This window comes from Sorangium sp. So ce1504 (genome assembly GCF_051521635.1).
Taxonomy (GTDB): domain Bacteria; phylum Myxococcota_A; class Polyangia; order Polyangiales; family Polyangiaceae; genus Sorangium; species Sorangium cellulosum_B.
The window spans coordinates 9,851,671-9,877,419 of record NZ_CP150365.1 but is presented as its reverse complement, the minus strand read 5'-3'; the positions used below and the strand labels follow the sequence as shown (position 1 = coordinate 9,877,419).

20 protein-coding genes and 1 tRNA gene are annotated in these 25,749 nt (G+C 70.3%); 10 read left to right on the top strand and 11 right to left on the bottom strand.

The features are described from left to right. Window positions 1-14: 14 nt before the first annotated feature. A complete protein-coding gene (locus tag WMF39_RS37205) occupies window positions 15-1,646 on the top strand; it encodes a DUF1552 domain-containing protein (protein WP_437741220.1) in 1,632 nt (543 codons plus the stop codon). A 112-nt stretch (window positions 1,647-1,758) separates the two neighbouring features. Beyond that, window positions 1,759-2,616 carry a hypothetical protein gene (locus WMF39_RS37200; RefSeq protein WP_437741219.1) on the top strand — a complete coding sequence of 286 codons (858 nt, stop codon included), beginning with the start codon at window positions 1,759-1,761 and terminating at the stop codon, window positions 2,614-2,616. A gap of 86 nt (window positions 2,617-2,702) precedes the next feature. Here WMF39_RS37200 and WMF39_RS37195 read toward each other — a convergent pair whose 3' ends face one another. Further along, a complete protein-coding gene (locus WMF39_RS37195; RefSeq protein ID WP_437741218.1) occupies window positions 2,703-3,269 on the bottom strand; it encodes a hypothetical protein in 567 nt (188 codons plus the stop codon). A gap of 600 nt (window positions 3,270-3,869) precedes the next feature. Here WMF39_RS37195 and WMF39_RS37190 point away from each other — a divergent pair. The 3 genes from WMF39_RS37190 to WMF39_RS37180 all read left to right on the top strand — a co-directional run bounded on the left by WMF39_RS37190 (window position 3,870) and on the right by WMF39_RS37180 (window position 9,850). Further along, window positions 3,870-5,930, top strand: a complete 2,061-nt coding sequence (locus WMF39_RS37190) for a tetratricopeptide repeat protein (protein WP_437741217.1) — start codon at window positions 3,870-3,872, stop codon at window positions 5,928-5,930. A gap of 759 nt (window positions 5,931-6,689) precedes the next feature. After that, complete coding sequence (locus WMF39_RS37185; protein WP_437741216.1) at window positions 6,690-8,240, top strand: DUF1592 domain-containing protein; 1,551 nt, start codon at window positions 6,690-6,692, stop codon at window positions 8,238-8,240. A gap of 14 nt (window positions 8,241-8,254) precedes the next feature. Continuing rightward, entirely contained in the window at window positions 8,255-9,850 is a 1,596-nt protein-coding gene (locus WMF39_RS37180) for a DUF1552 domain-containing protein (protein ID WP_437741215.1), read from the top strand. Between the two features lie 167 nt (window positions 9,851-10,017). Here the strand turns inward: WMF39_RS37180 and WMF39_RS37175 are convergent, their stop codons facing one another. Beyond that, on the bottom strand, window positions 10,018-10,584 hold the full coding sequence (locus WMF39_RS37175; RefSeq protein ID WP_437741214.1) for a hypothetical protein: 567 nt from the start codon (window positions 10,582-10,584) through the stop codon (window positions 10,018-10,020). Between the two features lie 502 nt (window positions 10,585-11,086). On the opposite strand from WMF39_RS37175, the gene WMF39_RS37170 reads away from it, so the two are divergent. Next, a complete protein-coding gene (locus WMF39_RS37170) occupies window positions 11,087-11,959 on the top strand; it encodes a sulfurtransferase (RefSeq protein WP_437741213.1) in 873 nt (290 codons plus the stop codon). Window positions 11,960-11,965: 6 nt separating this feature from the next. Here the strand turns inward: WMF39_RS37170 and WMF39_RS37165 are convergent, their stop codons facing one another. The 6 genes from WMF39_RS37165 to WMF39_RS37140 all read right to left on the bottom strand — a co-directional run bounded on the left by WMF39_RS37165 (window position 11,966) and on the right by WMF39_RS37140 (window position 17,120). Continuing rightward, window positions 11,966-13,084, bottom strand: a complete 1,119-nt coding sequence (locus WMF39_RS37165; protein WP_437741212.1) for an arginase family protein — start codon at window positions 13,082-13,084, stop codon at window positions 11,966-11,968. A gap of 22 nt (window positions 13,085-13,106) precedes the next feature. Next, complete coding sequence (locus WMF39_RS37160) at window positions 13,107-13,721, bottom strand: histidine phosphatase family protein (protein ID WP_437741211.1); 615 nt, start codon at window positions 13,719-13,721, stop codon at window positions 13,107-13,109. Window positions 13,722-13,736: 15 nt separating this feature from the next. Further along, the gene (locus WMF39_RS37155) at window positions 13,737-14,504 is read right to left on the bottom strand and encodes an adenosylcobinamide-GDP ribazoletransferase (RefSeq protein ID WP_437741210.1); all 768 of its coding nucleotides are present in this window, start codon (window positions 14,502-14,504) and stop codon (window positions 13,737-13,739) included. Continuing rightward, window positions 14,501-15,589, bottom strand: coding sequence for a nicotinate-nucleotide--dimethylbenzimidazole phosphoribosyltransferase (gene cobT, locus WMF39_RS37150; RefSeq protein ID WP_437741209.1), 1,089 nt, complete (start codon window positions 15,587-15,589; stop codon window positions 14,501-14,503). Before cobT ends, WMF39_RS37155 begins: the two co-directional genes overlap by 4 nt. A gap of 86 nt (window positions 15,590-15,675) precedes the next feature. Next, window positions 15,676-15,748 (bottom strand) — tRNA-Ala (locus tag WMF39_RS37145). Window positions 15,749-15,950: 202 nt separating this feature from the next. Beyond that, on the bottom strand, window positions 15,951-17,120 hold the full coding sequence (locus tag WMF39_RS37140; protein ID WP_012239515.1) for an acyl-CoA dehydrogenase family protein: 1,170 nt from the start codon (window positions 17,118-17,120) through the stop codon (window positions 15,951-15,953). Between the two features lie 357 nt (window positions 17,121-17,477). Here WMF39_RS37140 and WMF39_RS37135 point away from each other — a divergent pair, with 357 nt between their 5' ends. From WMF39_RS37135 to WMF39_RS37125, 3 genes are read left to right on the top strand one after another with little or no spacing between them, the layout of a single operon-like run. Then, complete coding sequence (locus WMF39_RS37135; protein WP_437294676.1) at window positions 17,478-18,530, top strand: RimK family alpha-L-glutamate ligase; 1,053 nt, start codon at window positions 17,478-17,480, stop codon at window positions 18,528-18,530. Continuing rightward, complete coding sequence (locus tag WMF39_RS37130; protein WP_437741208.1) at window positions 18,527-19,282, top strand: enoyl-CoA hydratase/isomerase family protein; 756 nt, start codon at window positions 18,527-18,529, stop codon at window positions 19,280-19,282. The genes WMF39_RS37135 and WMF39_RS37130 overlap by 4 nt, the downstream gene beginning before the upstream one ends. A 12-nt stretch (window positions 19,283-19,294) precedes the next feature. Further along, window positions 19,295-22,315, top strand: a complete 3,021-nt coding sequence (locus WMF39_RS37125) for an ATP-binding protein (protein ID WP_437741207.1) — start codon at window positions 19,295-19,297, stop codon at window positions 22,313-22,315. Window positions 22,316-22,341: 26 nt separating this feature from the next. Here the strand turns inward: WMF39_RS37125 and WMF39_RS37120 are convergent, their stop codons facing one another. Then, window positions 22,342-23,103: a Uma2 family endonuclease gene (locus WMF39_RS37120; RefSeq protein ID WP_437741206.1), complete on the bottom strand. Its 762-nt coding sequence runs from the start codon at window positions 23,101-23,103 to the stop codon at window positions 22,342-22,344. Window positions 23,104-23,208: 105 nt separating this feature from the next. Further along, on the bottom strand, window positions 23,209-24,339 hold the full coding sequence (locus WMF39_RS37115) for an AAA family ATPase (protein ID WP_437741205.1): 1,131 nt from the start codon (window positions 24,337-24,339) through the stop codon (window positions 23,209-23,211). Window positions 24,340-24,445: 106 nt separating this feature from the next. On the opposite strand from WMF39_RS37115, the gene WMF39_RS37110 reads away from it, so the two are divergent. Continuing rightward, window positions 24,446-25,129 (top strand): RNA ligase family protein, encoded by a 684-nt coding sequence (locus tag WMF39_RS37110; RefSeq protein WP_437741204.1) that lies wholly within the window; start codon window positions 24,446-24,448, stop codon window positions 25,127-25,129. Here WMF39_RS37110 and WMF39_RS37105 read toward each other — a convergent pair. Further along, complete coding sequence (locus WMF39_RS37105; protein WP_437741203.1) at window positions 25,118-25,726, bottom strand: hypothetical protein; 609 nt, start codon at window positions 25,724-25,726, stop codon at window positions 25,118-25,120. The genes WMF39_RS37110 and WMF39_RS37105 overlap by 12 nt on opposite strands. Between the last annotated feature and the right edge of the window lie 23 nt (window positions 25,727-25,749).

The window sequence follows — 25,749 nt, the reverse complement described above, 5'->3', positions numbered from 1 at the left end:
GAGGAAACTTGACCATGAGCAAGCAACTGAACCGCAGAATCTTCCTTCGTGGCCTGGGCGGAGCCGCCCTGGCCGCGCCGTTCCTCAGCTCCGTGTGGGAGCGCGACGCAAAGGCCCAGACCGCTTCGGGTGGGAAAGCGTTCATCGTGATGTTCACCCACTACGGGTGCGTCACGAACAAGTGGTTCCCCACGAAGACCCAGGGTGAGCTCACGGCTGCTGACCTCCAGTCGACGAGCCTCGCGGCCCTCGCTCCCTACGCGAAGAAGCTCCTCATGCCGCGCGGCATCCGCTCGATGAACGAGTGGACCTCCAACATGAAGCGCGGACAGGGGAACGACTCCCACACGCAGATCGTGGGGTCGTTCTTCACCTGCCAGCCGGTCACTCCGAACAGCAACGACCCGTTCAGCTTCAACCAGGCGACGAAGTTCAACGCGAAGCCTGTCGGTCCTTCGCTGGATCACGTCATGGCCCAGCAGCTCAGCCCGCAGGGCACGCCGTTGCTCATCGCCACGGCTGGCCAGAATGACAACTCTCAGTCGGCGATCTCCTACTCCGCCGCCGAGACCATCTTCAGGGGCCTCAACGCGTCGCAGGCCTTCAGCAGCCTCACGGGCCTCTTCCAGACGGGGCAGCCGATGAATCCGGACACCTACGCGGCGCTCCGCGGCAAGAGCATCCTCGACCTCGTGAAGGATGATCTGCAGACGCTCGAGCGGTTCGACATGAGCCAGGCCGACAAGCGCAAGCTCGCGGCCTGGAAGGAGCTCCTCAACCAGACGGGGACCGTGGTGGCTTCCGCGCAGTGCAGCGAGGAGCTCGGCGCGATGCTCGGCGCGACGTCCGCGAACGCCTCCAAGGCGTCGTCGGGCGGCCTGGGCGTCGACGTCCTCACGACCAAGGTCTCCGGCGATCTGGATGGAGCGGACATCAGCTCGGCCATCGCGGCGCTCGCGGCCGCCTGCAACGCCAACCCCGTCATTTTCCTGAAGTACCCGGGAAATTACAACTTCAAGGGGCTCGGCATCACGATGGAGTCGCACTCCCTCTCGCACCGCCTCGACAACGCCGGCATGACCGGCAGCTGCCTGCCCAACGCGCTCGAGTGGCTCGTCAAGGTGGACACCTATTACGCGCAGAAGTTCGCGAAGCTCGTCGGAATGCTCGACAGCATCCCCCAGGGCAATGGGCAGACGGTCCTCGACACCAGCGTCGCTATCTGGTTCAACGAGATGTCGGACGGCAACGCGCACAACCTCAACAACGCGCCGATCATCCAGGCCGGTAGCGGCGGCGGTTACTTCAAGACCGGTCAGATCATCAACGTTGACCCCGCGTCGACACCGACGAACGGCAACAGCGAGTCGCAGTGCGCCAACGGCAGCGGCCAGGTCAACGGTATCAACCAAGGCACCGGGACCGATTCGAAGGTCGGCAACGCGCCGATCAACAAGTACTTCTGCAACATCATGAACGCCATGGGCGTGAAGGCGGGCGCGGACGGCTTCCCCGCGAAGGGTGGCTCCGCGGAGGTGACCAAGTTCGGCTATTCCGACAAGACGGAAGAGTTCATCGGTGGGAAGGGCGCAGTCGCCGGCGCCTCGATCAAGAATCCGGGCGGGTTCACGGAGCTCAAGGCCTGAGCACTCTCGGCGCCAGGTCCTGAACACCCCGACGAGCTCGGGTCCAAAGACCCCTTCTTACCGAAGGGGTCTTTGCGCTTGTGCACGGTCGGCGACCGCGGGCATCGCGAAGTTGCCGCTCTTCGAGGTGCGCCTCACGGCGCGACTCCGTGCTGTCCAACGATGGCGGGCAGCGATAGGCTGGGCATCTCTTCTCATGTTCATGCTGGCGAAGCGTTTCCTCATCCCTGCTGCTGTGCTCGTCCCGCTGGCCTGCTCGAGCGAGGCGAGCGACGGCGCCGGGGTGGGCGGGGACACTGGTGACGAGGCGCTCATCGTCCCCGAAGACCTCACCATCCTGGCGCTCCCCGGCGGGAACGGCGTGCTCAACGTGATCGCGCTAACTCTCCGCAAAGGACCGACCAACACCGAGCTCTACGCCGCCTTGAGGAACGACGGGGATACCCCGGCCTGCAGCGCTGCCCTCTCCGTCGAGCTCTACAACAAGGCTCAGCAGTCCCTGGCATCCGGGATCAACGGGTTGCTGACTCAGCATTTCTATCGAGTCACGGATGGCTCGGACGCGATCGCTGCGTGCGTGGGTCCAGGTGACGTGACCATGACCTCGGTGACGGATCTGCCCTCGGACATCGTGATCGAAGATGTGGGATACGTCGTCTACCGGTGCCCTTACTTCGCTCTCGACGTCGTTCCCATCGATGGCCTCACCGCCAGCGAAGTGAAGGCCGTGACGGGTGGCGCCGGCACGGTGTACACGGGCACGCTCTTCAACGGGCTCGACGTGGCGGTGAGCGATCCCTCTGTCACGGTCTTCTCAGTCAATCGCGTCGGGCGCCCGCTCGGCGTCGCGATCGCCACCGGCGCAGTCCAGATCCCGCCGGGTGGCAGCTGGGCCTTCGAGACGAACACCGTGGACATGCCCGGAGCTGATCAAGCGGCATATCCGGCAGGCGCGATGGCAAAGCAGTAGACCATCCGACGGGTCGCTCGGCTGTCCCATGACACGATGCGCCCGTGGGGCGCCGCAACCCGTCGGCGGCTACTCGCCAAGCCCGGCTACTCCTGCGCGCCGTCCGCGATCCATTGCGTGAGCGCTTCGATGTAGTCGGGGGGTATGCACTTGGCATCCCCATCGTTGACGCATTCAAGGGGCATTCGCGGAGTTCCGCCGCACGGCCCCTTCAGGATCTTGATGAGCGCGCTCTCTTCCGGATTCTCGGTGTCGACGAGATCTCCGCAATTCTTGGTTACGTGGGAGCTCACCCTCATGTGGAGCTCGCCGTCGACCATCAAGTTCAGGGGGTTCATATCGTCGTTATGGCAACCCGCCCCGAAGCACGCGTTTTGTATAACGAACTGCAACGTCTCGAACGTCGGTTCTTGCCCGCTGCCGCTGCCGGTCGAGCCGCCGTCGCCACCGGTGCTCGCGCTGGTCGAGCCAGCCCCGCCCGAACCGCCGGACCCGACCGCGCTCGAGGCAGACACACTGGCGCTCGTGCTTCCGGCATCCGTGCCGCCGGCGCCTCCAGCGCCGGTATCGTCAGGGTCGTCGGAGCAGCCTGGAAGCGGTGACAGGATGGCGACGAATGCTGCCGCGATGAAGCTTGAGAATCGAAATTTCATGGTTCACGACGAGGATGGTGAGAGAGAAGGTTTAGCTCTCGTTCCCGTGGATCGAAGCAAAAGGCTTCGAGCTTCGGATTGCAGAGGCGACGCGCGAGCCACGTCGCCCCCAGGCAAGAGCTGCGCGAGACGTGGAACGTCCTCTTGTGCGGGTAGAATGAGCAAACGCCACCCGAAAATCAAGCGGTTCGTGGAGGCCATCCTGGCGTACAGCCATGCTGTACGGGTCGATTGGCACTCGTGCCTTGTGCGCTCAAGCCGGTCTCACGTGCGCTGAGCGCCTCTCGAGACCTCCCGTCACCAGGCAGACGGGGGCAGGCGCGTCGCGTCGTTGCTCCTCGTCGCACCATGTCAGCAGGGCTCTTCGCCGCGACAGGCATCCCGCCCGAGCTCGGTTGCTTGACCTGGTCCGGCACGATCAACGTCGGGAGGGGCGAGGAGCCCCGAGCGCGATCCGAAAGTCAAGCTCCTCGAAGTGGCCCTCCCATCGTACAGCCATGCTGGACGGGCCGGTCGACATGAAAACCGGCTTGCGCTCAGCGCCAGGGCGCAGCCATCCTGCTCAGCGAGATCCCGCACTCTTTCGACAAGGAACTCCCCGTGACCGCCGCTTCGCTCTTCGAACTGGCAGTGCAGTTTCATCGGGCCGGGCAAGTCGATCGCGCAGAGCTCCTCTATCGCGGCGCGCTCGAGCAATCGCCCGGGCATGGCGACGCGCTGCTTCTTCTCAGCGTGATCACCGTCCAATCCGGTCGGCTCGCGGAGGCCGCCGCGCTTCTCGAGCGAGCCGTCCGCGTCGCCCCGAATAACGCCCTCTACCTGTCGCATCTCGGCGACGTGTATCGCTGCCTCGGCCGGAGACCACAGGCGGTCGCCGTGTTGCTCATGGCCGTCGCGCGGAAGCCCGACTTCGCCGAAGCGGTGTTCAACCTTGCTCTCACCTTCGAGGAGCAAGGGGACCTGGACGCGGCGGCGGCGTGCTACGAGCGCGCTCGCGATCTCGAACCTGGGTTATTGCAGGCTGGCGAGCGCCTCACGAGCCTGAGGGACCAACGGGGTGCTGCCGCCGGGGTCGGTCCGGCGGCGACGCGCAGCCCCGAGTCGAGCTTGAGCGCATCCGATGCCCTGGCGGCCCTCGGCGAGACATTGCGCCTCGGCGGCCGGTCGGACGACGCGGCGGCCTGGTACCGCGTGGCGCTGAAGCTCAATCCGCGGATGGCCAACGCGTACACTGCGCTCGGCGCGATTCACGCGGACGCCGGCCGTTTCGACGAAGCGATCGACGATCTGCGTCGAGCGCTCGAGATCGACCGAAACTTCCATGTCGCTCGGGATTATCTCGCCGCCGCGCTCGGCGAGTCGGGGCTCCTCGACGAGTCCCAGGCGATGTACCGCGAAGCGGTCGCCCTGTGTCCCGACGACCCCGCTGCGCACAGCGCTCTTCTCTTCAACATGCCGTTCTGGCCGAACGTCACCGAGGGCGACATCCTGGCCGAGGCGCGCGCGTGGAATGCCCGGCATGCCCGCCCCCTCTCCGCGCAGGCTCCCCCTCACAAGACCGATCGCTCGTCCGACCGGCGGCTCCGCATCGGTTACGTGTCACCCGACTTCCGAACGCACGTCCAGTCTCTCTTCACGATCCCGCTGTTCGAAAACCATGACCACCGGCAGTTCGAGATCTTCTGCTACTCGAGCACGGACAAGCCGGATAACCTGACGGATCGCATTCGCGGTCATGCCGACGTTTTTCGCGAGGTCGCGGCGCTGGACGACGCTGCCCTGTCCGAGGTCATTCGACGGGATCAGATCGATATCCTGGTCGATCTCACCATGCATATGACTGACCGCCGCGTCCTGGTCTTTGCCCGCCGGCCCGCTCCCCTTCAGGTGTGCTGGCTGGCGTACCCCGGGACGACCGGCCTCGAATCGATGGACTATCGTCTGTCCGATCCCTTCCTCGATCCCCCCGGTGCAAACACGGACGTCTACACGGAGGAGACCCTTCGGCTCCCCGACTCCTTCTGGTGCTACGACCCGCTCACCGACGTGCCCGACGTGAGCGCTCTCCCCGCTCTCGCGGAGGGGAGGGTCAACTTTGGCTGCCTGAACCACTTCCGGAAGGTGAATGAAGGGGTGCTTCATGTCTGGACGAGGGTGCTGGCCGCGGTGCCCAGGTCGCGGCTCACGCTCATGGCGCCTCAGGGAAGGGCGCGGGACCGGGTGCGCTCGATCTTCGAGGAAGGGGGCGTCCAGCTCGATCGGATCGAGTTCGTCGATCGGTGCGGGCGGCTCGACTATCTGCGAAGGTACCGCGAGATCGACATCTGTCTCGATACGTTCCCTTCCAACGGCCACACCACGAGCCTCGACGCGCTGTGGATGGGCGTCCCGGTGGTGACCCTCGCAGGTGAAACCGTGGTCGGCCGCGCCGGCGTCTGCCAGGCGATGAACCTGGGTCTGCCGGAGCTCATCGCGTCGACGCCGGAAGACTACGTTCGGGTCGCCAGCTCGCTCGCCGAGGACCTCGAGCACCTGGGCGAGCTTCGCCGAACGCTGCGCGATCGCATGAAGCAGTCGCCGCTCATGGACGGCCCGCGCTTCGCCCTCAATCTCGAGTCGATCTACCGCGACATCTGGCGCCGCTTCTGCGCTCGAGCCTGAGGCGAGGGCCGCTCGACGAACGCGGCTGGCCGGGCGAAATACAAATACGTTCGCGGGCCTGCGGGCATTGTAAGGGTGATGGAGACGCGGCAGACGCGGGCATTCGGGGGGCGTTCCGAGGGGCGGCCGGGCGTTTGTATCCATTAAGCAGAAGCTCGCAGCCTGGAAGGAGCTCCTCAACGCGACGGGAAGCGTGGTGGCTTCTTCGCAGTGCGACACGTCCCTCGCCATGGCGCTCGGCGCGACGCAAGAGAACGTCGACCTGGCGAGCACGACTTCGAGCGTCCGATCATCCAGGCTGGCGGCGCCGGCGGCTATTTCAAGACCGGCTGGGCCGTCAACGTCGAGGACGGCTCGCCCGATCTCACGACCGGGAACAGCGAGATCAAGGCAGCCCGAACAGCCGACCGATCGCTTCGCAGACAACCCGGGCCGCCACCTCATCCCCGAGGGCGACGGCGCGGCTCAAGGTGCCAGTAAGCTCGGCAACCCCAGCGGCCCGAGGCGACGGGTTGGCCAGCGCCAGCTCCCCGAGTCGGTCGGGCCCGCGTTGGAATCATGCGCAGGGGGATCAGCTCGACGCACGTCGGGGATAGTCACATTATGCGAACGCTGCGGCAACTAGCGTACATTGGTACGGCAACATTTTTGACGTCATCAACTTTTCTCGCTGGTTGCACTGGCGAGATAGCACCCGGTGAACCTGGGGTCTCCTCCGGTGGCGGGGAGACCTCTGGCACCGGTACGGGGGGCGGGCCGGTGGAGCCGGACCCCGGCGACCCGGATGTCTGCACTCCCGGCATCTGGGCGACGTCTCAGGTCCCGCGGCTCTTGAACCGGGAGTACGACGCGGTGGTGAGGGATCTGCTCGGTGTGACGAGCGTGCCGAACGCTCCCACGGGCAACCCGTCCTCTCTCCTCGTGTCCGACTTCGAGGGCAGCATGACGGACATCGCCTGGAACTCCTACCTCGTGGCTGCCGAGAGCATCGCCGCCGAGGTGATGGCTGGGGCGAACAAGTCCAAGTTCATCGCCTGCGATCCGGCGGCGGCCGGGTGCCTCGAGTCGACAATCCGCGATTTCGGCCGCAAGGCCTTCCGCCGCCCGGTGACGGACGAAGAGGTGCAGCGCTACATGCGGTTCAACGCGCTGGAGCCCAAGGGCACGCCCGCGGAGGTCGCCGAGGCCATCCTCTTCGCCATGCTCGCTTCGCCCTCGTTCATCACGGTCCCCGAGCTGACGGATGACACGGAGAACGGCGCCATCAAGCTCTCCAGCCACGAGGTGGCGACGAGGCTCGCGTTCCTGCTCTGGGGCTCCATTCCGGATGACGCCTTGAACACCGCCGCAGACGCGGGTCAGCTCACCACCAGGGAGCAGATCCTCGCGCAGGCGGAGCGGATGGTTCAGGACCGCACCAAGACGGCGCCGATCGTGGCCCTGTTCCATCGTGCTTATGCGGACGTTCGTGAGGGTTCGCACTGGGGACAGGTCGAGCACGACACGACCAAGTTCCCCGACTACTCCCCGGACATCGTCGCTCCGATGCTGGCTGAGATCGACGCCTTCTTCGAGGAGGTGGCGTTCGAGGGGGGGTCGTTCAAGGACATCTTCCTCAGCAACGTCGCTTACGTGAACAAGGACACCGCTCCGATCTATGGGCTCAACGCCGCCGACTATGGCGCGGAGCTGACGCGGGTGGAGCTCGACCCGAACGAGCGGCCGGGGTTCTTGACCCGCGTTGGATTCCTGAGCTCCTACTCGTCCTTCGGCGCCACGAGCCCGATCCTCCGGGGCGCGTACGTCGCCAACAGGCTGCTCGGGCTCACCCTGAAGCCGACGCCCGGCGCGGACCAGACGCCGCGGCCTCCGGGCCCGTTCTCCACGGAGCGTGAGGCCATCGAGGCGCTGACCTCCCCTGCGGGGTGCGTCGACTGCCACAGCAAGCTCGTCAACCCGCCGGGCTTCGTGCTCGAGAGGTTCGACTCCGTTGGCAAGGTGCAGACGAAGGATCCGCTCGGCGGCGACATCAACGCGACGGGCGACGTCTACTTCAGCGACACCAACACCAAGACGATCACGACTCCCCTCGAGATGATGACCGAGCTCGGTGCTGGTGCGATCGCCAAGCGTCACTATGCCGAGCAGTGGGTCTCCTGGGCCCGCCGGAGGGTGCCGAACACGAACGACGCCTGCACCGTCAACGAGCTCAGCGACAAGCTGTCGAGCGACGGCTACACCATCATCAATTTGCTCACGGATCTTACCCAGGCCGATTCGTTCCGCCTGCGCACCATCTTCGGGAATTGAGAAGGAATACGACCATGATGAAGAACCTTAACCGAAGAGTATTCCTCCGAGGCCTGGGTGGAGCCGTCGTCGCTGCACCTTTCTTGGGCTCTGTTGCCGAGCGTGACGCCGAGGCGCAGTCGGCCGGCGGCGGCGCTCCGAAGCGGCTGATCGTGCTCTTCACGCACTATGGCTGCCTGACGAACCGGTGGTTCCCGAAGAAGTCCCATGGCGAATTGACCGCCGCCGATTACGAGGCGACGACGCTCAAGCACCTCGCTCCCTTTGCAAAGAAGCTCCTGATGCCGCGTGGCATCCGGGGGATGAACGAGTGGAGCTTCGGGCGGACCCACGGCCAGAACAACGACCCCCACGGTCAGGTCATGGGGTCGTATTTCACCTGCTACCCGGTGACGCCCGAGAGCGACAAGTTCAACGCGAAGTCGACCGGGCGGTCGCTCGATCACATCGCCGCGGAGCAGGTCAACCCCAACGGCGCCGCTCCCCTCGTGATGCAGATCGGCGGGGTGCGGCAGGACTCGTTCTCCAATTTCTCGTACGACAAGCCCAAGCAGATCTTCCCCGGCATCGGGTCTCCGACGACGATCTACAACAACCTCACGGGCCTCTTCGGTCAGGGCCCCGTGTCGCAGGACACGTACAAGGTGGCCCGCGGCAAGAGCGTGATCGACGTCGTGCGGGAGGACCTGGAGACCCTCGAGCGGGTCAGGATGAGCCAGGCGGACAAGCAGCGGCTCTCCGACTGGAAGGACCTCCTCCACCAGACCACGAACACGGTCAGGGCCCAGTGCAGCGCCGCCCAGGCAGAGGCGCTCGGGTTGACGGCCCAGTCCGTGCAGGCGGCCTCGCAAGGGGGTGGCCTCGGGATCGACCTGTCGAAATCGACGAACGTCATGATGGACCTCGCGGTGCTTTCGGCCATCTGCGACCAGAACCGCGTCATCTTCATGAAGTTCCCCGGGACCCTCACGTTCAAGTGGGACGGCATCAATCATTCGAAGGACTCCCATGGCATCTCCCACCGCGTTGGCGACGCCAACATGGGTGGTGATTGCGTTCCTGGTGTCATCGAGATGATTCAGCAGATCGACGACTGGTACGCGAAGAAGTTCGCTTACCTCGTCGGTCGGCTCGACAGCATCGACGAGGGCGAGGGGAAGCTCCTCGACAACACCGCGACCGTCTGGTTCCAGGAAGACTCCGACGGCAACAGCCACAACCTCAACAACCTGCCGATCCTCCAGGCAGGTAGCTGCGGCGGCTACTTCAAGACGGGTCAGGCGGTGAACGTCGAAGGTGGCAAGGCTGACCTGGCCGTCGGTAACAGCGAGGCTGCCTGCGGACCGGGCCAGACGAAGCTCGAGTTCGGCGAGATCGATGGCACGGGGACGCCGCCGGATGTCGCCACGCAGCCGATCAACAAGTACTTTTGCAACCTGCTGAACGCCATCGGGGTGAAGGCCGGCGCGGACGGCTTCCCGGCGATCGGTGGCTCGGCAGAGGTGACCCACTTCGGCAAGCACGACGACACCAAGCTCTTCGCCAGCGAGAACAATCCAGTGTCCATCAAGGACGCTGGTGAGTTCAAGGCGCTTCGCGCGAACGGCTGATCGTCGCTCGTGCCGGGTCTGCCGGCTTGGGCGAAATGAAAACCAGGCCCCTCCCTCAGGAGGGGCCTTTTGCTTGGGGCTGGGTCGCAGAGGGTGCGATGACCTCGTGCCACCAGCACAACGACGCGGAGCTCCGGGGCGGAGCCCGCGTCGTTGTCATCGGCCGCTCACTGCTGCTGCTGCGCGCCGTTGGCGACCCACTGCTCGATCGCGTCGATGTATGTCTGGGGCAGGCACGTGTATTCCGGGCCGGGCTCACCGACGCATCCATTGGGCATGCGGGCGATATCCCCGCAGGGGCCTTTGAGGATCTTGACGAGGGCGCTCTGTTCTGGCTCGCCGGGGGTGACGAGCGGAATGTCTCCGCAAGCCTCGGAGATGTGCGTCGTCAGGGTCGCGTAGAGGGTGTCGTCGTCGAGCAGCCTCGGTTCCGCCTCGCCGTTGTGGCAGCTCGCATCGGAGCAGCCAGCATTCGCGACGACCGCTCTGACCGTTTCAAAGGTCGGGTCGACCGCTGAGCCGCCACCGCCGGCTGCAGCGGAGGTCGAGCTCGAGGCCGTGGCCCCTCCGGCGCCATCCCCGCCCGAGCCCTGCCCGCCGGACCCGGACGTACTCGAGGTAGTGCTCGTGCCGGCTTCCGAGCTGCCGGTGTCTCCATCATCGGAGCAGCCTGAAAGCGCTGACAGGAGGGTGAGGACCACTGCGGCGGCGAAGTTTGAGAGTCGAAGTTTCATGGATCGTGATTAAAGTGGTTAGAGAGAAAAGTATAGCTCTCTCGCCGGTTGAAACAAAGGGAAAGGCTTCGATTCCGTCGGACGTTCGAGGCGAGGCGTGATCGATGAATGGATCTGGTGAAACCGCACTTTTGTGAGCACGTCGCCCGTGGCGCTGGCGGCTCTCGCTCGGTGAAGCGCTGAGCGAGGCCAGGGGTGTCCTCCGGGATGGGCAGGTGCTGCGGGGCGGGTAGGGCGAGCAAATGCGTTTGAAAATCAAGCGGTTTGTGGCGGTTATCGTCGCATACAGGCGTGCTGCACGCGCCGATTGACATTCATGCCTGATGCCCCCAGGCCCGATCTCAACTGTCAAAAAATGCTTGCAAATACCGTCGCTTCGGGGCGCTCCGTCGAGCGCCGGAGTCGCGTGCGGCTGCCCAGCGCCACCGGGCACAGCCGAGCAGGTCGAGCATGGCGAGGATGCGATGTGGCCCGGCGCGAGCAGGGTGGGTACCCTTCGCCCATGAGCGATCCCTTCCTCGTGCCCGCCGGTCCGCTCGTCGATGTCGCCTGGCTCGCAGCGCACACGGGCGATCCCCGCGTCCGGGTCGTCGATTGCCGCTGGTACCTCGGCGGCCGCCGCGGCGCCGACGAGTACGCCCGCGGGCACATCCCGGGCGCCGTCCACCTCGACGTCGATGCCGATCTCTCCAGCCCGGCGCACGGCGGACCAGGCCGCCACCCGCTGCCCGACGCGGCGGCGTTCGCGCGCGTCCTCGCCCGCAGCGGGGTCATCCCCGGCTCGGTGGTCGTCGGCTACGACGACGCCGGGGGCGCCATCGCCGCCCGTCTCTGGTGGCTGCTGCGCTACTTCGGTCATCCAGGCGGGCGCGTGCTCGACGGGGGACTCCAGGCGTGGACCTCCGCGGGATACCCCCTCTCGACCGCGGCACCCACGATCGCGGAAGCGCCCGCCATGGATCTCGCACCCGGCGGCGCCCCGGTCGCCGACAGGGCGGCTGTCGACAGGCTGCGCCGCGATTCCGCGGCGGTGATCCTCGATGCCCGCGCCCGCGAGCGCTACGAGGGGCAGACCGAGCCCGTCGATGCCCGCCCGGGCCACATCCCCGGCGCCCGCTCCGCCCCCTTCGTCGAGAACCTCAGCGCCCCCGGGGGCGCCTTCCGCGAGCGCGCGGCGCTCGAGCGGCGCTACCGCGACCTCGGCGCGCTCGATGCAGCCACCGTGGTCTGCTACTGCGGCTCCGGCGTCACCGCCTGCCACGACCTGCTCGCCCTGACGACGCTCGGCCGCGAGGACGCGATCCTCTACGAGGGGTCCTGGAGCGATTGGGCCCGCGACGCCGCCCTGCCCGCGGCCACAGGCCCCGAGCCCTGAGCGGCGTCAGGCGAGCGCGCGGCCGACCGTGGCCTCGATCGTCTCGCGCAGGTAGCGCGCCGCCAGCGCGACCGTGCGCGCCGCGCTCTCCGGCGTCGGCTGGAGCGCCGGCGCGACCTCCATGACGTCGCCGCCGATCAGGCCGACCTCGCGCCCGAGCCGGCGGATGAGCGCCACGACGAACTCGGGCGACAGGCCGTCCGGCTCCGGCGTCCCCGTGGCGTCGGCGTACGCGGCGTCCGTGCCGTCGATGTCGTTCGAGAAATACACGCCCTCGACGCCGGTGCTCTTCACGTGGGCCACGATGGCGTCGAGCGCCGCCGCCGGATCGGCGCGGCACTCGGCCGCCCAGAACTGCCGAACGCCGTAGCGGCTCTCCCAGTGCTCGCGCGGCTTCTGTGACGCGCGGACCCCCACCTGCGTCAGCCGGCCGCCCCGCCCGACCAGCTCGTTCGCGTGGTACGACCACGTGGCGAAGCAGTACGCGATCCCGAGCCGCTCCTCGAGGAGATCGGTGTGCGCGTCCGGCTGGACGATGCCCCACGGCCGCTTCCGCGCGCGGGCGAGCGCGCGCGCGACCGGCAAGGCCGTGGAGTGATCGCCGCCGAGCACGATGGGTGCGACGCCCGGGTTGATCGAGAAGACGAGATCGAGCGCGCGCTCCGCGATGGAGAGCGGCGAGACCGGCAGCCGCGACGCCACGGGCTCGGGCACGCCAGGGTAGAGCGCGCGGCGCGAAGCGGCCTTCTGCGCCTCCGAGAGCATGTCGTCGTGCAGGAGCTGCGGCACGACGAACACGTCGCCGATGTCGACGAGCCCGACCTCGCGCGCCCGCTCGGGGAAGTCCGGGAAGGCGTCGAGGAGCGCGGTCCGGATGGCCTGCGGGCCCATGTTGGAGCCGCGGAGGAACCCCGCGCCGACGTCGGAGGGCACGCCGAGCAAGACGGCGCGCGCGCCCGCGATGCGGTCGAACGACGCGCGGAACCGCGCGAGGACCTCCTCCTCGGTCGCGGCGCCGTAGAGCCGCCGCTGGACCTCGAGCTGCTGCGCGCGGCCGGTCGAGACGAGGTAGAGGCCTCCGGCCGCCGGGCGCAGCAGGAGCGCGAGCTCTTCTTGCGGGGTCATGCCCGACGAGGGTACGCGCCCCTCAGGGGTCCGCCAGCAAAAGGGCGGAGGGAGGGAGAGGGAAGCGCTCGGCCGTGAGGTGAGGGACCGGCGCGCTCATCGCCGCGGGCCAGCTGGCGCCGCACGCGACGACCCGGAGCGCGCGCAGCACCCCGGCGTGCGCGACCAGGAGGTGCGGGCGCGCGCGGGACGCGACGTCCGCGCCGTCCGCGCCGCCGATCTCGCGCCAGAACGACCGCACCCTGGACTCGACCTCGAGCGCCGACTCGCCCCCGGGCGGTCCGACGCGCTCCCAGCCGTCGAGCCACGCGGCGTACGCGGCCGGGTCGTCGCGCTCGATGTCCGAGAAGGCGCGCCCCTCCCACGCGCCGTAGGAGATCTCGAGGAGGCGATCGTCGATCGCGCGCGGAACCCCGAGGCGCGCCGCGAGCTCGGCGGCCGGGAGCGCGCAGCGGGAGAGCGGCGACGACCAGACCACGCCGGGGCGGACGCAGAGCTCGTGGAGCGCGCGCTCGATCGCGGCCGCTGCAGCCTCCGGGGGGAGCTCCGCGGCGGCGTCGAGGCGGCCGTAGCAGACGCCGGAGAGCGCGACGGGGGCGTGGCGGAAGGCGATGAGGCCGTGGGTGAGGGGATCCACGCGCGCGCCCGCGGCTCAGCCGCCCCGCACGAGCGCGAGGGCGAGCAGCGCGGCGCACTCGGCGATCTGCTGCGCAGCGCCCAGGAAGTCGCCCGTGAGCCCGCCGGCGCGGGCGTGGAAGCGGAGGCCGCAGAGCGCCGCGGCGGCGGCGGCCGCGACGAGCATGCCCGCCGCCTCGGCCGCCGTGAGGGCCCCGGCGGCGTGCGCCGCGGCGAGCGCGAGCGCCGGCCAGAGCGAGCCGAGCAGCGCCTGCGGGAGCGCCGCCTGCGCCACCGGGCGGCTGCGCGAGCCGCTCTGGGTCACGTAGGGCAGCGCGACCATCAGCCAGATCGGCGGGGTGCGCGAGAGGCACTGCGTCAGCACGAGGGCGACGGGCGCCGCGGCGTCGAGCCGCGCGAGCAGGGCGACGCGCAGCACGAGGACCACGATCAGCGCCGCCGCGCCGAACGCGCCGATGCGGCTGTCCTTGAGGATCTCGAAGATCCGAGCGCGATCGAGCGCGCCGCCGAGCGCGTCGGCCGTGTCCGCGAGGCCGTCCTCGTGGAACGCCCCGGTCAGCAGCAGCCCGAGGGCCACGGTGACGCTCGCCGCGACGAGCGCGCCGCTCCGATCGACGAGCAGCCACACCGCGGCCTGGACGGCGCCGAGCGCGGCGCCCACGAACGGGAACCAGGCAGAGGCCCAGCGCCAGTCCGCCTCGGCGTAGGGGAAGCCGCCGACCGGGACGCGCGTGAGGAAGGTCGCCGCTGCGCGGGCGCCGCGCAGCACCGGCGGCGTCGTCATGGAGTCCCGGGCCGCGCGCGATCCGGCACGCTCGCGCTCGCGAACGTCGCCATGCCGGCGTGGAGGGCGCAGGCCGCGTCGAGGAGAGGCAGCGCGGCCAGCGCCGCGCTCGCCTCGCCGAGCCGCATCCCGAGGTCCAGCAAGGGGCGCGCGTCGAGCGCCGCGAGGACGTGGGCGTGTCCGCGCTCGGCCGAGCGGTGGGCGAAGAGCATGCCCGATCGCGCCTCGGCGCACATCCGGACGAGCGCGAGCGCCGCCGTCGAGACGATGAAGCCGTCGACGAGCACCGCCATGCGCCGCTCGATCGCCCGCGCCATGGCGCCCACCAGCGCGGCGATCTCCTTCCCGCCGACCGCCTGCACGACGCGGTGCGGGTCGGTGCGCTTGACGCCCGAGGCCTCCTGCGCGCGTCGCGTCGCGTCGCGCACGACCTCGATCTTGCGCGACAGCGCGTCGCCGGAGACGCCGGTCCCCGCCCCGACGACGTCCTCCGGCGCGATCCCGAGGAGCAGCGCCGTGATGGCCGCCGCCGCGGTCGTGTTGCCGATGCCCATGTCGCCGAGCAGGACGACGCGCGTGTCGCCGCCGAGCGCGTCGATCTCCGCGGCGCCCGCGCGGAGCGCGCGCTCGTAGACAGCCTCCGAGAGCGCGTCCTCGACCCGCAGGTCGCCGATGGGATCGTCGGCGACCGGATCGCGCCGCAGCCGCGCGCCATCGCCGCCGTCGACGCGCTCGTACGGGTGGGCGACCCCGACGTCCACGACCCGCAGATCGACACCGAGGTTCCGGCAGAGGACGCTGGCGGCGGCGCCGCCGCGCACGAAGTTCGCGACCATCGCCGCCGTGACCTCTGGCGGGTACGCCGACACGCCGTGCCGGGCGACGGGGTGATCGGCGGCGAAGAGCACCGCCGCCGCAGGCCGGCTCGCGGGCGCCCCGCCCTGGATGCCGGCGAGCGCCACGGCGAGGTCCTCGAGCACTCCGAGGCTGCCGCGCGGCTTGGTCAGCGTGTCTTGCCGCGCGCGCGCCGCGCCCACCGCGCTCGCGTCGAGCTCCGGGAAGACCCAGTGAGGCGAGAGAGCCATGTCCGGGTTCTCTACTCCGACACGCCGGCGAGCGGGCACGGCGCTGCGGACTCCTTACAGAGACAGGAGTCCTTCGGTCCTATCGGTGGAGCTGAGGGGGATCGAACCCCTGACCTCATGACTGCCAGTCATGCGCTCTCCCAGCTGAGCTACAGCCCCGGTCGTTGGGAGCGGCATATCTACAGCCTCTCGCGCCGCTTGTCTCTACTTTTTTTCGACCGGCGCGTTTTTGTGTCCGAGGGCGTCGGTTCGAGGCTGTTTGTGCCCGTTTGCGTGCGTTTGCGCCCGTTGCCGGGTGGGTGCTCCCAGCGGCGAGCTCCGCGCGGCCTGGCGGTGATGCGGCCGCCGGGCCGCGGGGCGCTCAGAAGTTCATCAGCTTTGCCAGGTAGTACTTCATCGTCTCGGTCGTCCCGCCGCCGATGCGAAGGAGCCGCTGATCGCGCCAGGCGCGCGCGATCGGGAAGTCCTCGATGTAGCCCCAGCCTCCGTGGAACTGCAGGCAGGTGTCCACGACGTCGTTCGCCACGTCGCCGGCCAGGATCTTCGCCATCGAGATGAGCTTCACCGTGTCGAAGCTGATCGGCACCTTCCGCACGTACCGCTCGTCGTTGTAGTGGTCGACGCACTTGTAGGCGAACGCGCGCGCCGCCTCGCAGCGCGTATACAGGTCGACGAGCTTGTGCTGCCACGACTCGCGCTTGATGATCGGCTTGCCGAACGCCACCCGCTCGCGCCCGTACTCGACCGTGCCGTCGAGCGTCATGAACGAGCTCGCGATCGCGCTCACCGCAGCGACCAGCCGCTCGGTCTGGAAGTTCTGCATCAGGTACGCGAAGCCCTGATCGGGCTCGCCGAGCAGGTAGCGCCCCGGCACCCGCACGTCCTCCAGGAAGAGCTCCGCGGTGTCCGAGGACTTGTTGCCGATCTTCTTCAGCTTCTTCGCGACGTTGAAGCCGCGGAGCGCCGTCGGCACGAGGAAGAACGAGCAGCCGTGGGCGCCCTTGTCCGGCGACGTCTTGGCGAGCAGCGTCACGAAATCGGCGCGCGTCCCGTTCGTGATGAACGTCTTCTGCCCGTTCAGCACGTAATCATCGCCCTCCTTGCGCGCGATCGTCCGGATCCCGGCCACGTCGCTGCCGGCCGCCGGCTCGGAGACGCCGAGCGCGGCGATCTTGTCGCCCGCGAGCGCCGGCTTGAGGAACTCCTCGATCTGCTCCTTCGTGCCGATGTCGCTGATCACCGGGGTCGCCATGTCGCTCTGCACGAGCAGCCCCATCGAGACGCCCGCCATCGTGCAGCGCACGAGCTCCTCGGCCTTGGCCGCCGAGAACCAGTAGTCGAGCCCGGCGCCACCGTGCTCCTCCGGGAAGTGCGCGCCCAGGATCCCGAGCTCGCCGGCGCGCTTGAACACCCAGCTGGGAAAGCACTCCGACGACTCCCACTCCTCCACATGAGGAGCGAGCTCCTTCTCTGCGAAGGCCCGCACCGTCTTCCTGAACTGCTGATGTTCTTCCGTGAACGGCTGCCACATCGCGAATCCCTCCTCGCCGGCACGACCGAGATGATTCGTACACGAAACATTTTTCAGCGCAAGCGCTGCACCTCGGCGCTTCTGCCGCGCCTGGTCCGCCGCACGGCCGCGCGGGGAACCCCACGGAGCGCGCGGCGTCCCACGGGGCGGGGGACGCGCAGAAATGCGCGGCGTCCCACGGGGACCGCGCGGAGCCCCATGGAAAACGAGGGCCGATGGCGCGGCGCGCGACCGTGCGGGGCGCGGCGCGAGCGGCGCGAGCGGAACGAGCGGAAGAAGAACCGCCGAAGAGCGAAAAATGAATCGGCACGCGCATCCATCCACGCAGTCTGCCGGCTCTGCTAGCCTCCGGGCCACATGCGACTCCTCGTCCTGTCCCGCAACGCGTCCCTCTATTCGACGAGCCGGATCGTGCTCGCGGGGCGCGCGCGTGGTCACGACGTCAGCGTCATCGATCCGCTCGATTTCCAGATCGTCGTGTCGCGTGGCCGCCCGTCGTTGCTCGTCGGTGGTTCGGCGGTGCCCCGCTTCGACATCGTGATCCCGCGCATCGGCGCCAGCATCACGAACTACGGCCTCGCCGTCGTCCGTCAGTTCGATCTCATGGGCGTCCCCGTCCTGAACGGCGCCGTCTCGATCGCGAGGAGCCGCGACAAGCTGCGCGCGCTCCAGCTGCTCACGCGCCGCAAGCTCAACGTGCCGATCACCGTGTGCGCCCGGAGCCCGGCCGGCGTCGAGGCGGCGCTCTCGCTCGTCGGCGGCTGCCCCGCGATCGTGAAGCTCCAGCAGGGGACCCAGGGCATCGGCACCATGCTCGCCGAGACGCCCCACGCCGTGCACGCGCTGCTCGAGACGTTCTGGGCCATGGGCCAGGACATCGTGCTCCAGGAGTACGTGCGCGAGTCGAAGGGGCGCGACATCCGGGTCATCGTCGTCGGCGGCCGCGTGGTCGCCTCGATGCGCCGCGTCGCCAAGCCGGGGGAGTTCCGCTCGAACCTCCACCGCGGCGGCAAGGGCGATCGCGTGAAGCTGCCGCGCGCCTACCGCAGCGTCGCGATCCGCGCCGCGAAGGCGATGGGCCTCGAGGTCGCCGGCGTCGACATGCTCGAGGCGCGCTCCGGGCCCAAGATCCTCGAGATCAACAGCTCGCCCGGCCTGGAGGGGATCGAGCGCGCGAGCGGCGTCGACGTCGCGGGCGCGATCATCAGCTACGCCGAGCGGTACGCGGCGGAGCAGCGCGGCCTCAGCCGCCGCACGCTCGAGGCGCGGATCGCCGAGGTGATCCACGACGAGCGCATGCCGGCGCCGCGGCGGCTCAGCCGCGCGGCGGCCGAGAACGGGGCGGGCGCGAGCCGCCGGAAGGCCGCGGCGCTCACCGGCGGGAGGGGCGCGCGGAGGGCCCTCTCGTGACCTTGCGGGTCGAGGCGGCCGGCGATGCGGTCGTCCTGACCATCGATCGTCCCGAGCGCAGGAACGCCATCGACAGCGACTTCGCGGGCCGCCTCGGCGAGGCGATCCGGCGCGCCAGCGCCGACCCGCGCGTGCGCGGCGTCGTGCTCACCGCGACGAGCAGCGACGTCTTCGTGGCGGGCGGCGACATCCGCGAGCTCCACGCGCTCGCCGCTGGCGGCGCGGACGGGGGCGAGGTCCTCCGGCTGTTCGAGGGCCTCGCGGCCTTCGAGGAGAGCGAGGTGCCGATCGTCGCCGCCGTGCAGGGCGACGCGCTGGGCGGCGGCTGCGAGCTCTTGCTGCTCTGCGATTTCGTCGTCGTCGAGGAGCACGCCGCGCTCTCGTTCCGGCACGTCAAGATGGGCCTGTCCCCGGCCTGGGGCGGGCTGACGCGGCTCTGCGAGCGGGTGGGGCCGCTCGCGGCGGCGCGGCTGCTCCTGACGGCGGAGAGGATCGACGCCGCCGAGGCGCTCCGCGTCGGCCTCGTGAGCGAGGTCGTCCCCACCGGCGCGGCGCGGCGCCGGGCGATCGCGCAGGTCGGCCGCATCGCCGAGGGCCCGCGCGCGTCGGTCGCGGCCATGAAGCGGTCCCTGCACAAGGTGCGCGAGGCGCTGCGCGCCTCCGCCGCCGAGGTCGAGCGGCGGGCGTTCGCCGAGCAGTGGAACGGCCCGGAGCACCGGCGTGCGATGGATGCGTTCCTGAGCAAGAAGTGACGGTGGCGCGGCGTGGAGGGCGCGGAGCGGCAGGACCCTGAGGGCGCCGAGCCCCCGCTGGAGGGCGCGGAGCCCGCGCCGGGGAGCGCCGAGGCCGCGCCTGCGAGCGCGCTGCTCCCGCCCGCGCCGCCGACGATCGAGCACTTCATCGGCCGCCGCCCGCACCTGCGGGCGCTCCAGCGCGCCGCCGAGGCCCTCGTGCTGGAGCGGCCCGTCGCCGTGCTCGTTCACGGCGCCGCGGGCATGGGAAAGAGCGCGCTCATCCACCACTTCTTGATGGGGCTCCGCCGCGACAAGGGTCCGGTCGTCCTGCGGGGGCGCTGCGCGCTCGGGGCGGCCGAGTCCTACAAGGCGTTCGGGGGCGTGATGGAGGCGCTGAGCCGCTTCCTCCGGCGGGTCTCGGACGACGAGGTGGAGCGCCTCCTGCCGCGCGACGTCCGCGCGCTCGCCCGGGTGTTCCCGGTGCTCTCGCGCGTGCAGGCCGTCGCGTCGGCGCCGCGCGCGAGCGAGTCGCCCGACGCGCAGGAGCTGCGGCAGCGCAGCTTCGCCGCGCTCCGCCAGCTGCTCTGGCGGATCGCCGAGCGCAGCCCGCTCGTCGTGGCGATCGAGGACCTGCAGTGGAGCGACATCGACAGCGTGGCGCTCCTGCTCGAGCTCACGCGGCCTCCCGACGCGCCCGCGATGATGTTCCTCGGCAGCTTCCGGGACGAGGACGTCGCCACGAGCGCGCCGCTCCGCGCGCTGCTCGACGGGATGGGCCTCGAGCGCCGGGACGCCGAGGCCGAGACCGCCGGCGCGCGGGGGCGGATCGAGTCGGCGCGCCGGGACGGCGAGCTGCGCGAGATCGCGGTCGGCCCGCTCTCGCCGCTCGAGGCCGAGGAGCTCTCGCTCGCGCTCCTCTTCGCGCGCGACGACGTGACCCGCGCGCGGGCGGACGCCATCGCCCGCGCCTCGCGGGGCAACCCGCGGCTGCTCGGCGAGCTCGCCCGCGACGCGCAGGAGCTCTCGGGCGAGGACGGCGCCCGGGGCGACTCTGCGTGGGGCAGGGCGCTCGACGCGCGGCTCCGCCGCCTGCCGGAGCAGGCGCTCCGGCTGCTGGAGGTGATCGCGGTCGCCGGGGAGCCGATCGACGCGGCGGTCGTGGCGCGGGCGGCGAAGCTCCGCGACGACGAGCGCGCCCCGGCGATGACGCTGCTGCTCATGGAGGACCTGATCGCCGCGCGGCGCGCCGGCGAGGGCGAGCTCGTCGAGGCGTCGCACGACAGGGTGCGCGCGGCCGTGGTCGGCCGGCTCGGCCCTGTGCAGCTCGCGGCGCGGCACCGGCGGCTAGGGCGGGCGCTCGAGGCGCTGGGGACGGCGGACGCGGAGGCGCTCTCGCGGCACTGGCTGGGCGCGGGGGACGCGGCGCGGGCGGGGCGGCTCGCCGAGCGCGCGGCCGAGGAGGCGGCGGAGGCGCTCGCGTTCGAGCGCTCGGCGCGGCTCTACGAGCTCGCGCTCGGCCTGCGCTCGCGCGAGGCGGATGTCCCCGAGGCCGAGCGGCGCGCGCTCGGCGTGCGGTGCGCCGACGCCCTGGTCAACGCGGGCAAGAGCGCCGAGGCGGCGAGGATCTACGCGGCGGCGGCGGAGGGGGCGGGCGGCGCGCTCTCGCTCGAGCTCCGCCGGCGGGCCGCGGAGCAGTACCTGCGGAGCGGGCACATCGACGAGGGGATCGAGCTCGTCCGCGCCGTCCTCCGGGCGGTCGGCCTGTCGTTCCCGGAGACGCCGCGGCGCGCGCTGGTGGCGCTGCTCCTGCACCGGGCGGAGCTGCGCCTCAGGGGCCTCCGGTTCCGCGAGCGGTCCGAGGCGGAGGTGCGGCCGGAGGACCTCGCGCGCATCGACGCCTGCTGGACGGTGACGGTGGGGCTGTCCGGCGTCGACATGGTCCGCTCCGCCGAGTTCTCGGCGCGCGCCCTGCTGCTCGCGCTGCGGGCCGGCGAGCCGTACCGCGTCGGCCGCGCGCTCGCGTTCGAGGCCTCGTCCGCGTGCATGATGGGGGCGCCGGGCCGGGCGCGCGCGGAGGAGCTCGTCGCCGCGGTGCGGGCGCTCTCGGAGCGGCTCGACAGCCCGCACCTGCTCGGCCTGTCGATGATGGTGTCGGGCATGCTCGAGGCGTTCACGGCCGGGCGCTGGAAGGCGGCGTCCGCGTGGTACGAGATCGCCGACGAGCTCCTGCGCGACCGCTGCGCCGGCGTGTCCTGGGAGCTCGCGACGACGCAGCTGATGGCGTCGTGGGCGCGGTACTACCGCGGGCAGATCGACGCGCTCGCGCGGACGACGCCGGCGGTGCTCCGCGCCGCCGAGCAGCGGGGGGATCTCTACGCGGTGGCGATCTTCAGCGCGCAGGCGACGTGGGTGGCGCTCGCGTCGGACGACGTGGCGGGCGCGCGCGGGGCGATCGCGGGGGCGCTGTCGAGGTGGACGACGTCGGGGTTCCACCTCGAGCATTTCGTCGGGCTGCTCGGCGAGACCTACGTCGACCGGTACGCGGGCCGCGCCGGCGCCGCGATGAAGCGCCTCACGGACGCCTGGCCGAGGATCGAGGGCTCGATGCTGCTGATGATGCAGAACAGCCGGGTGATGGCCCACGTCGAGCGCGCGTGCACGGCGCTCGCCGTGGCCGAGGCGGCGCCCGAGCCGGAGCCGCTGATCCAGGCGGCGCTCCGGGACGCCGCGGCGCTCGCCCGGGAGAAGACGGCGTGGTCGGACCCGTTCGTGCCGCTGATCCGCGCGGGCGCAGCCGAGCTGCGCGGCGACAGGGAGGCGGCGATCGCGCAGCTGGAGGCGGCGGCGGCCGGGTTCGACGCGGCGGACATGCCGCTCTATGCGGCGGCGGCGCGGCGCCAGGCGGGCGAGCTGCTCGGCGGGGAGAAGGGGCTCCAGCGGCTCCTCGTGGCGGACGCGGTGATGGCGCGGGAGCGGATCAAGAGCCCGGCGCGGTGGGCGGCGATGCTGGCGCCGGGGTTCGGGCGGGGCGAGCGGGTCGGCTGGGGCTGACCCGTCCGGCGGCGGTCGGGGAGCCGCTAGCCCGAGTCGCCGCCCGGCAGCGGGCCGAACTGCTTCTCGTAGGCCGCGAGCCGGGCGGCGAGACGCTTCGCCTCATCGCCGGCGGCGCGAGCCTGCTCTTCGGCGGCGCGAGCCTGCTCTTCGGCGGCGCGAGCCTGCTCTTCGCCGGTCTGCAGCACGCGCCCATGGGCATCGATCCAGCGCAGCCAGTCGACGGCGAGGCCGCGGTACGTGCCGTGGCGCACCCCGAGGCGCAGGCCGAGGCACGCGCTCACGACGTCGCCGTTCGTCTCGGGCGGCATCGGCAGGTAGGACCGCGTGGCTCGATCGAGCACATAAGCCTCGAGCACGCCCGAGAACGGATCGAACAGGTAGTACTCCGGCACGTGCAGGAGCTTCGCGTAGATCCGCATCTTGTCGCCGCGATCGACGGCCTCGGTGCTCTCGGAGAGCAGCTCGATCACCACGTCGGGCGTCCTCCCGTCCTCCTGCCAGACGACCCAGGATTTGCGCTCGCGCCTGTTGGTGTCGAGCACCACGAACACGTCGGGGCCTCGGAAGTCGTTCTTCTTCGCCTGCAGCTCGCTGAAATAGATGGCCATGTTGCCGGCGACGTACACGTCGTCTCGGTCGCGCCAGAACAGCTTCAGCACCTCGATGAGCAGGGCCATCTGCGCGAGGTGGCGCTCGGATTCCATCGGCTCACCATCGTCGTACGGGAGCTCGTCCTCGCCGGGCGGGGGAATCGGGATGAAAGAATTCTCGCTCTGGAAGGGCATACGTCGCTCCAGGCGGAGCGTACCCCATGCCGCGTGCGGGCGCAGCCGGGCGGCTCGTGCCGCTCCATCCGGCGGCTCCGGCACGAGGGCAGGCGACGTCAGGCGTCAGCGCACAGCCAGCACCACCTCGTGGGCCTCGGTCTTCGCCGGGATCTCCCAGCGCTCGATCATCCGGCGGATGACCGCCTCCGGCACCGCCGCCTCTCGCGCCCGGTTCTGCGCGAACAGCGTCGATGCAGGCACCTCCACGTAGACGACGCGGATCCTCGCCCCGTAGTCGGCCGCCATCTGCAGCAGCGGGCCGCGCCGCTGCCGCGAGAGGTTCGTCGCGTTCCACACGAACCGCTCGCCGCGCCGCAGGTATTCCTTCGCTCGCTCGCGCGCGGCCTGGACCACCTGTCCCTGCGTCTCCGCCGGATCGATCTCCAGCTCGCTCCGCAGCGCGTCCAGGGAGACGACCGGCCAGTCGGCGAGGTGGTGGCGAACATAGGTATCCTTCCCGGCGCCCGGGAGCCCGCTCATCACCACGACCTCGGAGCGCGTGTCGTCGTAGACCTCGACGTCCGGGTGGCGCCCGCCGGCGGGATCGGAGCGGAAGTACACGAAGCGCGTGTGAGACGAGGCGAAGGACCGCGGCGCGGTGTAACACCCCTCCTCGCGACAGAACTCGCGGAAGAGCTCGATGTTGTCGACGACGCGCCCCATGTCCGCGCAGACGCGCCCTCGGATGTCGGCCTCGGCCACGAGCGCGAGCAGGTCGCAGCGGGCCTGGAGGCTGATCTCGGCGGCGACGCGCCGCGCGTCGTCGCGCTCGATGAGATAGAACGGGATCTGGTGATAGCGCACGAGCGCGCACACCTGCTCGCGCAGCGCGAACGGCGCGCCGAGCTCCCAGAGAAGGCGGCGCGCGAGGAGCTCCCCCGCGCGAGAGTGGCCCTTCGCCGTGATCCGCCCGTCGTCCTCGCGGGTGGTCGCCGGCTTCGCCACGTCGTGGAGGAGGCACGCGAGGTACACGACGCGCTGCTCCTCGGCCGGCAGCGCCTGCCACTCGGGCAGCCCGAGGAGCGTCTCCAGCACCATGCGGGTGTGGATCCAGACGTTGCCCTCGGCGTGGTGGATCGGGTCCTGCGGGCAAGCCTCGAGCGCGCGGACCCAGTCGAAGACCTGGAGCTCGTTCCAGGGGACACGCCCCGGATCGGGCGTGAGCAGGTCGAGGAGCGACGACGCGGAGGACATGACGGAGGACCCCTGGCGAGCGCGCGATCGGCTCCGCGTTCGGCGCCGCGCGCGTGAGGGCCGTAGCATGTCCGCTCCGGGACGCCGGTGCTACCCTGGCACCGCCATGTCCGCCAAATACCCTCGCTCGTTCCACCTGCCGTGGTCCCCCGGCGGAACGTCCGACGACAAGAGGATGGCAGACGTGTCGGGGTTGCTCGGCGTCGAGATCGTCATCACCGAGAAGTGCGACGGGAGCAACCTCACGTACACGCGGGCGAGCGTCTTCTCCCGCTCGCACTCGGGCCCTCCGTCCCACCCGAGCTTCGACCTCGCGAAGGCCACGCACGCGAGCATCGCGCACCTGCTCTCGGAGGGCATGTCGCTCTTCTGCGAGTATTGCTATGCGATCCACTCCATCGAGTACGAGGCGCTCCCGGGGTATTCGCTGGTCTTCGGCGTGCGGGACGACGCGCGGGGCCTCTTCTGGGAGTGGGACATGGTCGTGGCCCAGGCGAACGATCTCGGGCTCCCCACGGTGCCTGTCCTGTTCCGGGGCACCGTCGAGGGCGAGCGCGAGCTCGAGGCGCTGACGACCGCGCTCGCGCGCGAGCCCTCCGCGTTCGGCGGCCCGCGCGAGGGCGTGGTGGTGCGGGCCGCCGGCGAGTTCCCGGACGCGGCGTTCCAGCGGCGGCTCGCCAAGTGGGTGCGGCGCGGGCACGTGCAGACGGACGAGCACTGGATGCACCAGGAGATCCGGCCCCAGCGCCTCGCCCCGGGGCCGGCGCCGGCCTTCGCGTCACCGCCGTGAGGCCAGCGCCGCGAGCCGATCGCAGAGGCCCTCGCGGATCGGGCCGTAGGCCCTGCGGTACTCCTCCCAGTCGAGGCGCTCGTCCGCGACGATCTCGCGCCAGTACGGGTTCGCGGCGCCGTAATCGTGGAGGACGCCGGACTCGGCGATCTGCACGGCGAAGAGCGGCACCCGGAGGGCGTGGAAGAGCTTCTTCTTCGAGGCCTCCGGCTCGTCGTCGAAGCGGGCGCCGGCCTTCTTGAAGTCGGACGCGGAGCGGCTCGCGGCCGACGCGGCGAGCTTCTTCCTGTCGAGCTTGAACGGGAAGGGCGGCCTTCCTTCCTTGAGTCGGTGCTCGGGCGGCAGGAACAGGCACTCGAGCGCGAAGACGCTGTGCTCGGCGATGGCGTCGCGAAAGGTGTCGAGGCCGTGGACGACGACGTTGACGCCCGGCGCAAAGGCGAGGTCCTGCCGCGCGTCGCGCCGCGCGAGGACGGCGACGAAATCCTCGTCCGACGTCGCGGACGCGGTGCCGTACACGCGCGACCCGGCGCGGAACACGCTGTGGACCTCGCCGTCTTTGCGGCCGAGGACGCGGAGCACGGTGGAGAGGCTCATGGCAGCGGCCTCGCTCGAGGGAC

What these genes read in the sequence shown, in the direction of transcription:
- WMF39_RS37205 (WP_437741220.1), top strand. Translation starts at nt 15, where the DNA reads ATGAGCAAGCAACTGAACCGCAGAATCTTCCTTCGTGGCCTGGGCGGA.
- WMF39_RS37110 (WP_437741204.1), top strand. Translation starts at nt 24,446, where the DNA reads ATGTCCGCCAAATACCCTCGCTCGTTCCACCTGCCGTGGTCCCCCGGC.
- WMF39_RS37135 (WP_437294676.1), top strand. Translation starts at nt 17,478, where the DNA reads ATGCGACTCCTCGTCCTGTCCCGCAACGCGTCCCTCTATTCGACGAGC.
- WMF39_RS37115 (WP_437741205.1), bottom strand. Translation starts at nt 24,339, where the DNA reads ATGTCCTCCGCGTCGTCGCTCCTCGACCTGCTCACGCCCGATCCGGGG.
- WMF39_RS37180 (WP_437741215.1), top strand. Translation starts at nt 8,255, where the DNA reads ATGATGAAGAACCTTAACCGAAGAGTATTCCTCCGAGGCCTGGGTGGA.
- WMF39_RS37155 (WP_437741210.1), bottom strand. Translation starts at nt 14,504, where the DNA reads ATGACGACGCCGCCGGTGCTGCGCGGCGCCCGCGCAGCGGCGACCTTC.
- WMF39_RS37140 (WP_012239515.1), bottom strand. Translation starts at nt 17,120, where the DNA reads ATGTGGCAGCCGTTCACGGAAGAACATCAGCAGTTCAGGAAGACGGTG.
- WMF39_RS37105 (WP_437741203.1), bottom strand. Translation starts at nt 25,726, where the DNA reads ATGAGCCTCTCCACCGTGCTCCGCGTCCTCGGCCGCAAAGACGGCGAG.
- WMF39_RS37175 (WP_437741214.1), bottom strand. Translation starts at nt 10,584, where the DNA reads ATGAAACTTCGACTCTCAAACTTCGCCGCCGCAGTGGTCCTCACCCTC.
- WMF39_RS37170 (WP_437741213.1), top strand. Translation starts at nt 11,087, where the DNA reads ATGAGCGATCCCTTCCTCGTGCCCGCCGGTCCGCTCGTCGATGTCGCC.
- cobT (WP_437741209.1), bottom strand. Translation starts at nt 15,589, where the DNA reads ATGGCTCTCTCGCCTCACTGGGTCTTCCCGGAGCTCGACGCGAGCGCG.
- WMF39_RS37165 (WP_437741212.1), bottom strand. Translation starts at nt 13,084, where the DNA reads ATGACCCCGCAAGAAGAGCTCGCGCTCCTGCTGCGCCCGGCGGCCGGA.
- WMF39_RS37120 (WP_437741206.1), bottom strand. Translation starts at nt 23,103, where the DNA reads ATGCCCTTCCAGAGCGAGAATTCTTTCATCCCGATTCCCCCGCCCGGC.
- WMF39_RS37195 (WP_437741218.1), bottom strand. Translation starts at nt 3,269, where the DNA reads ATGAAATTTCGATTCTCAAGCTTCATCGCGGCAGCATTCGTCGCCATC.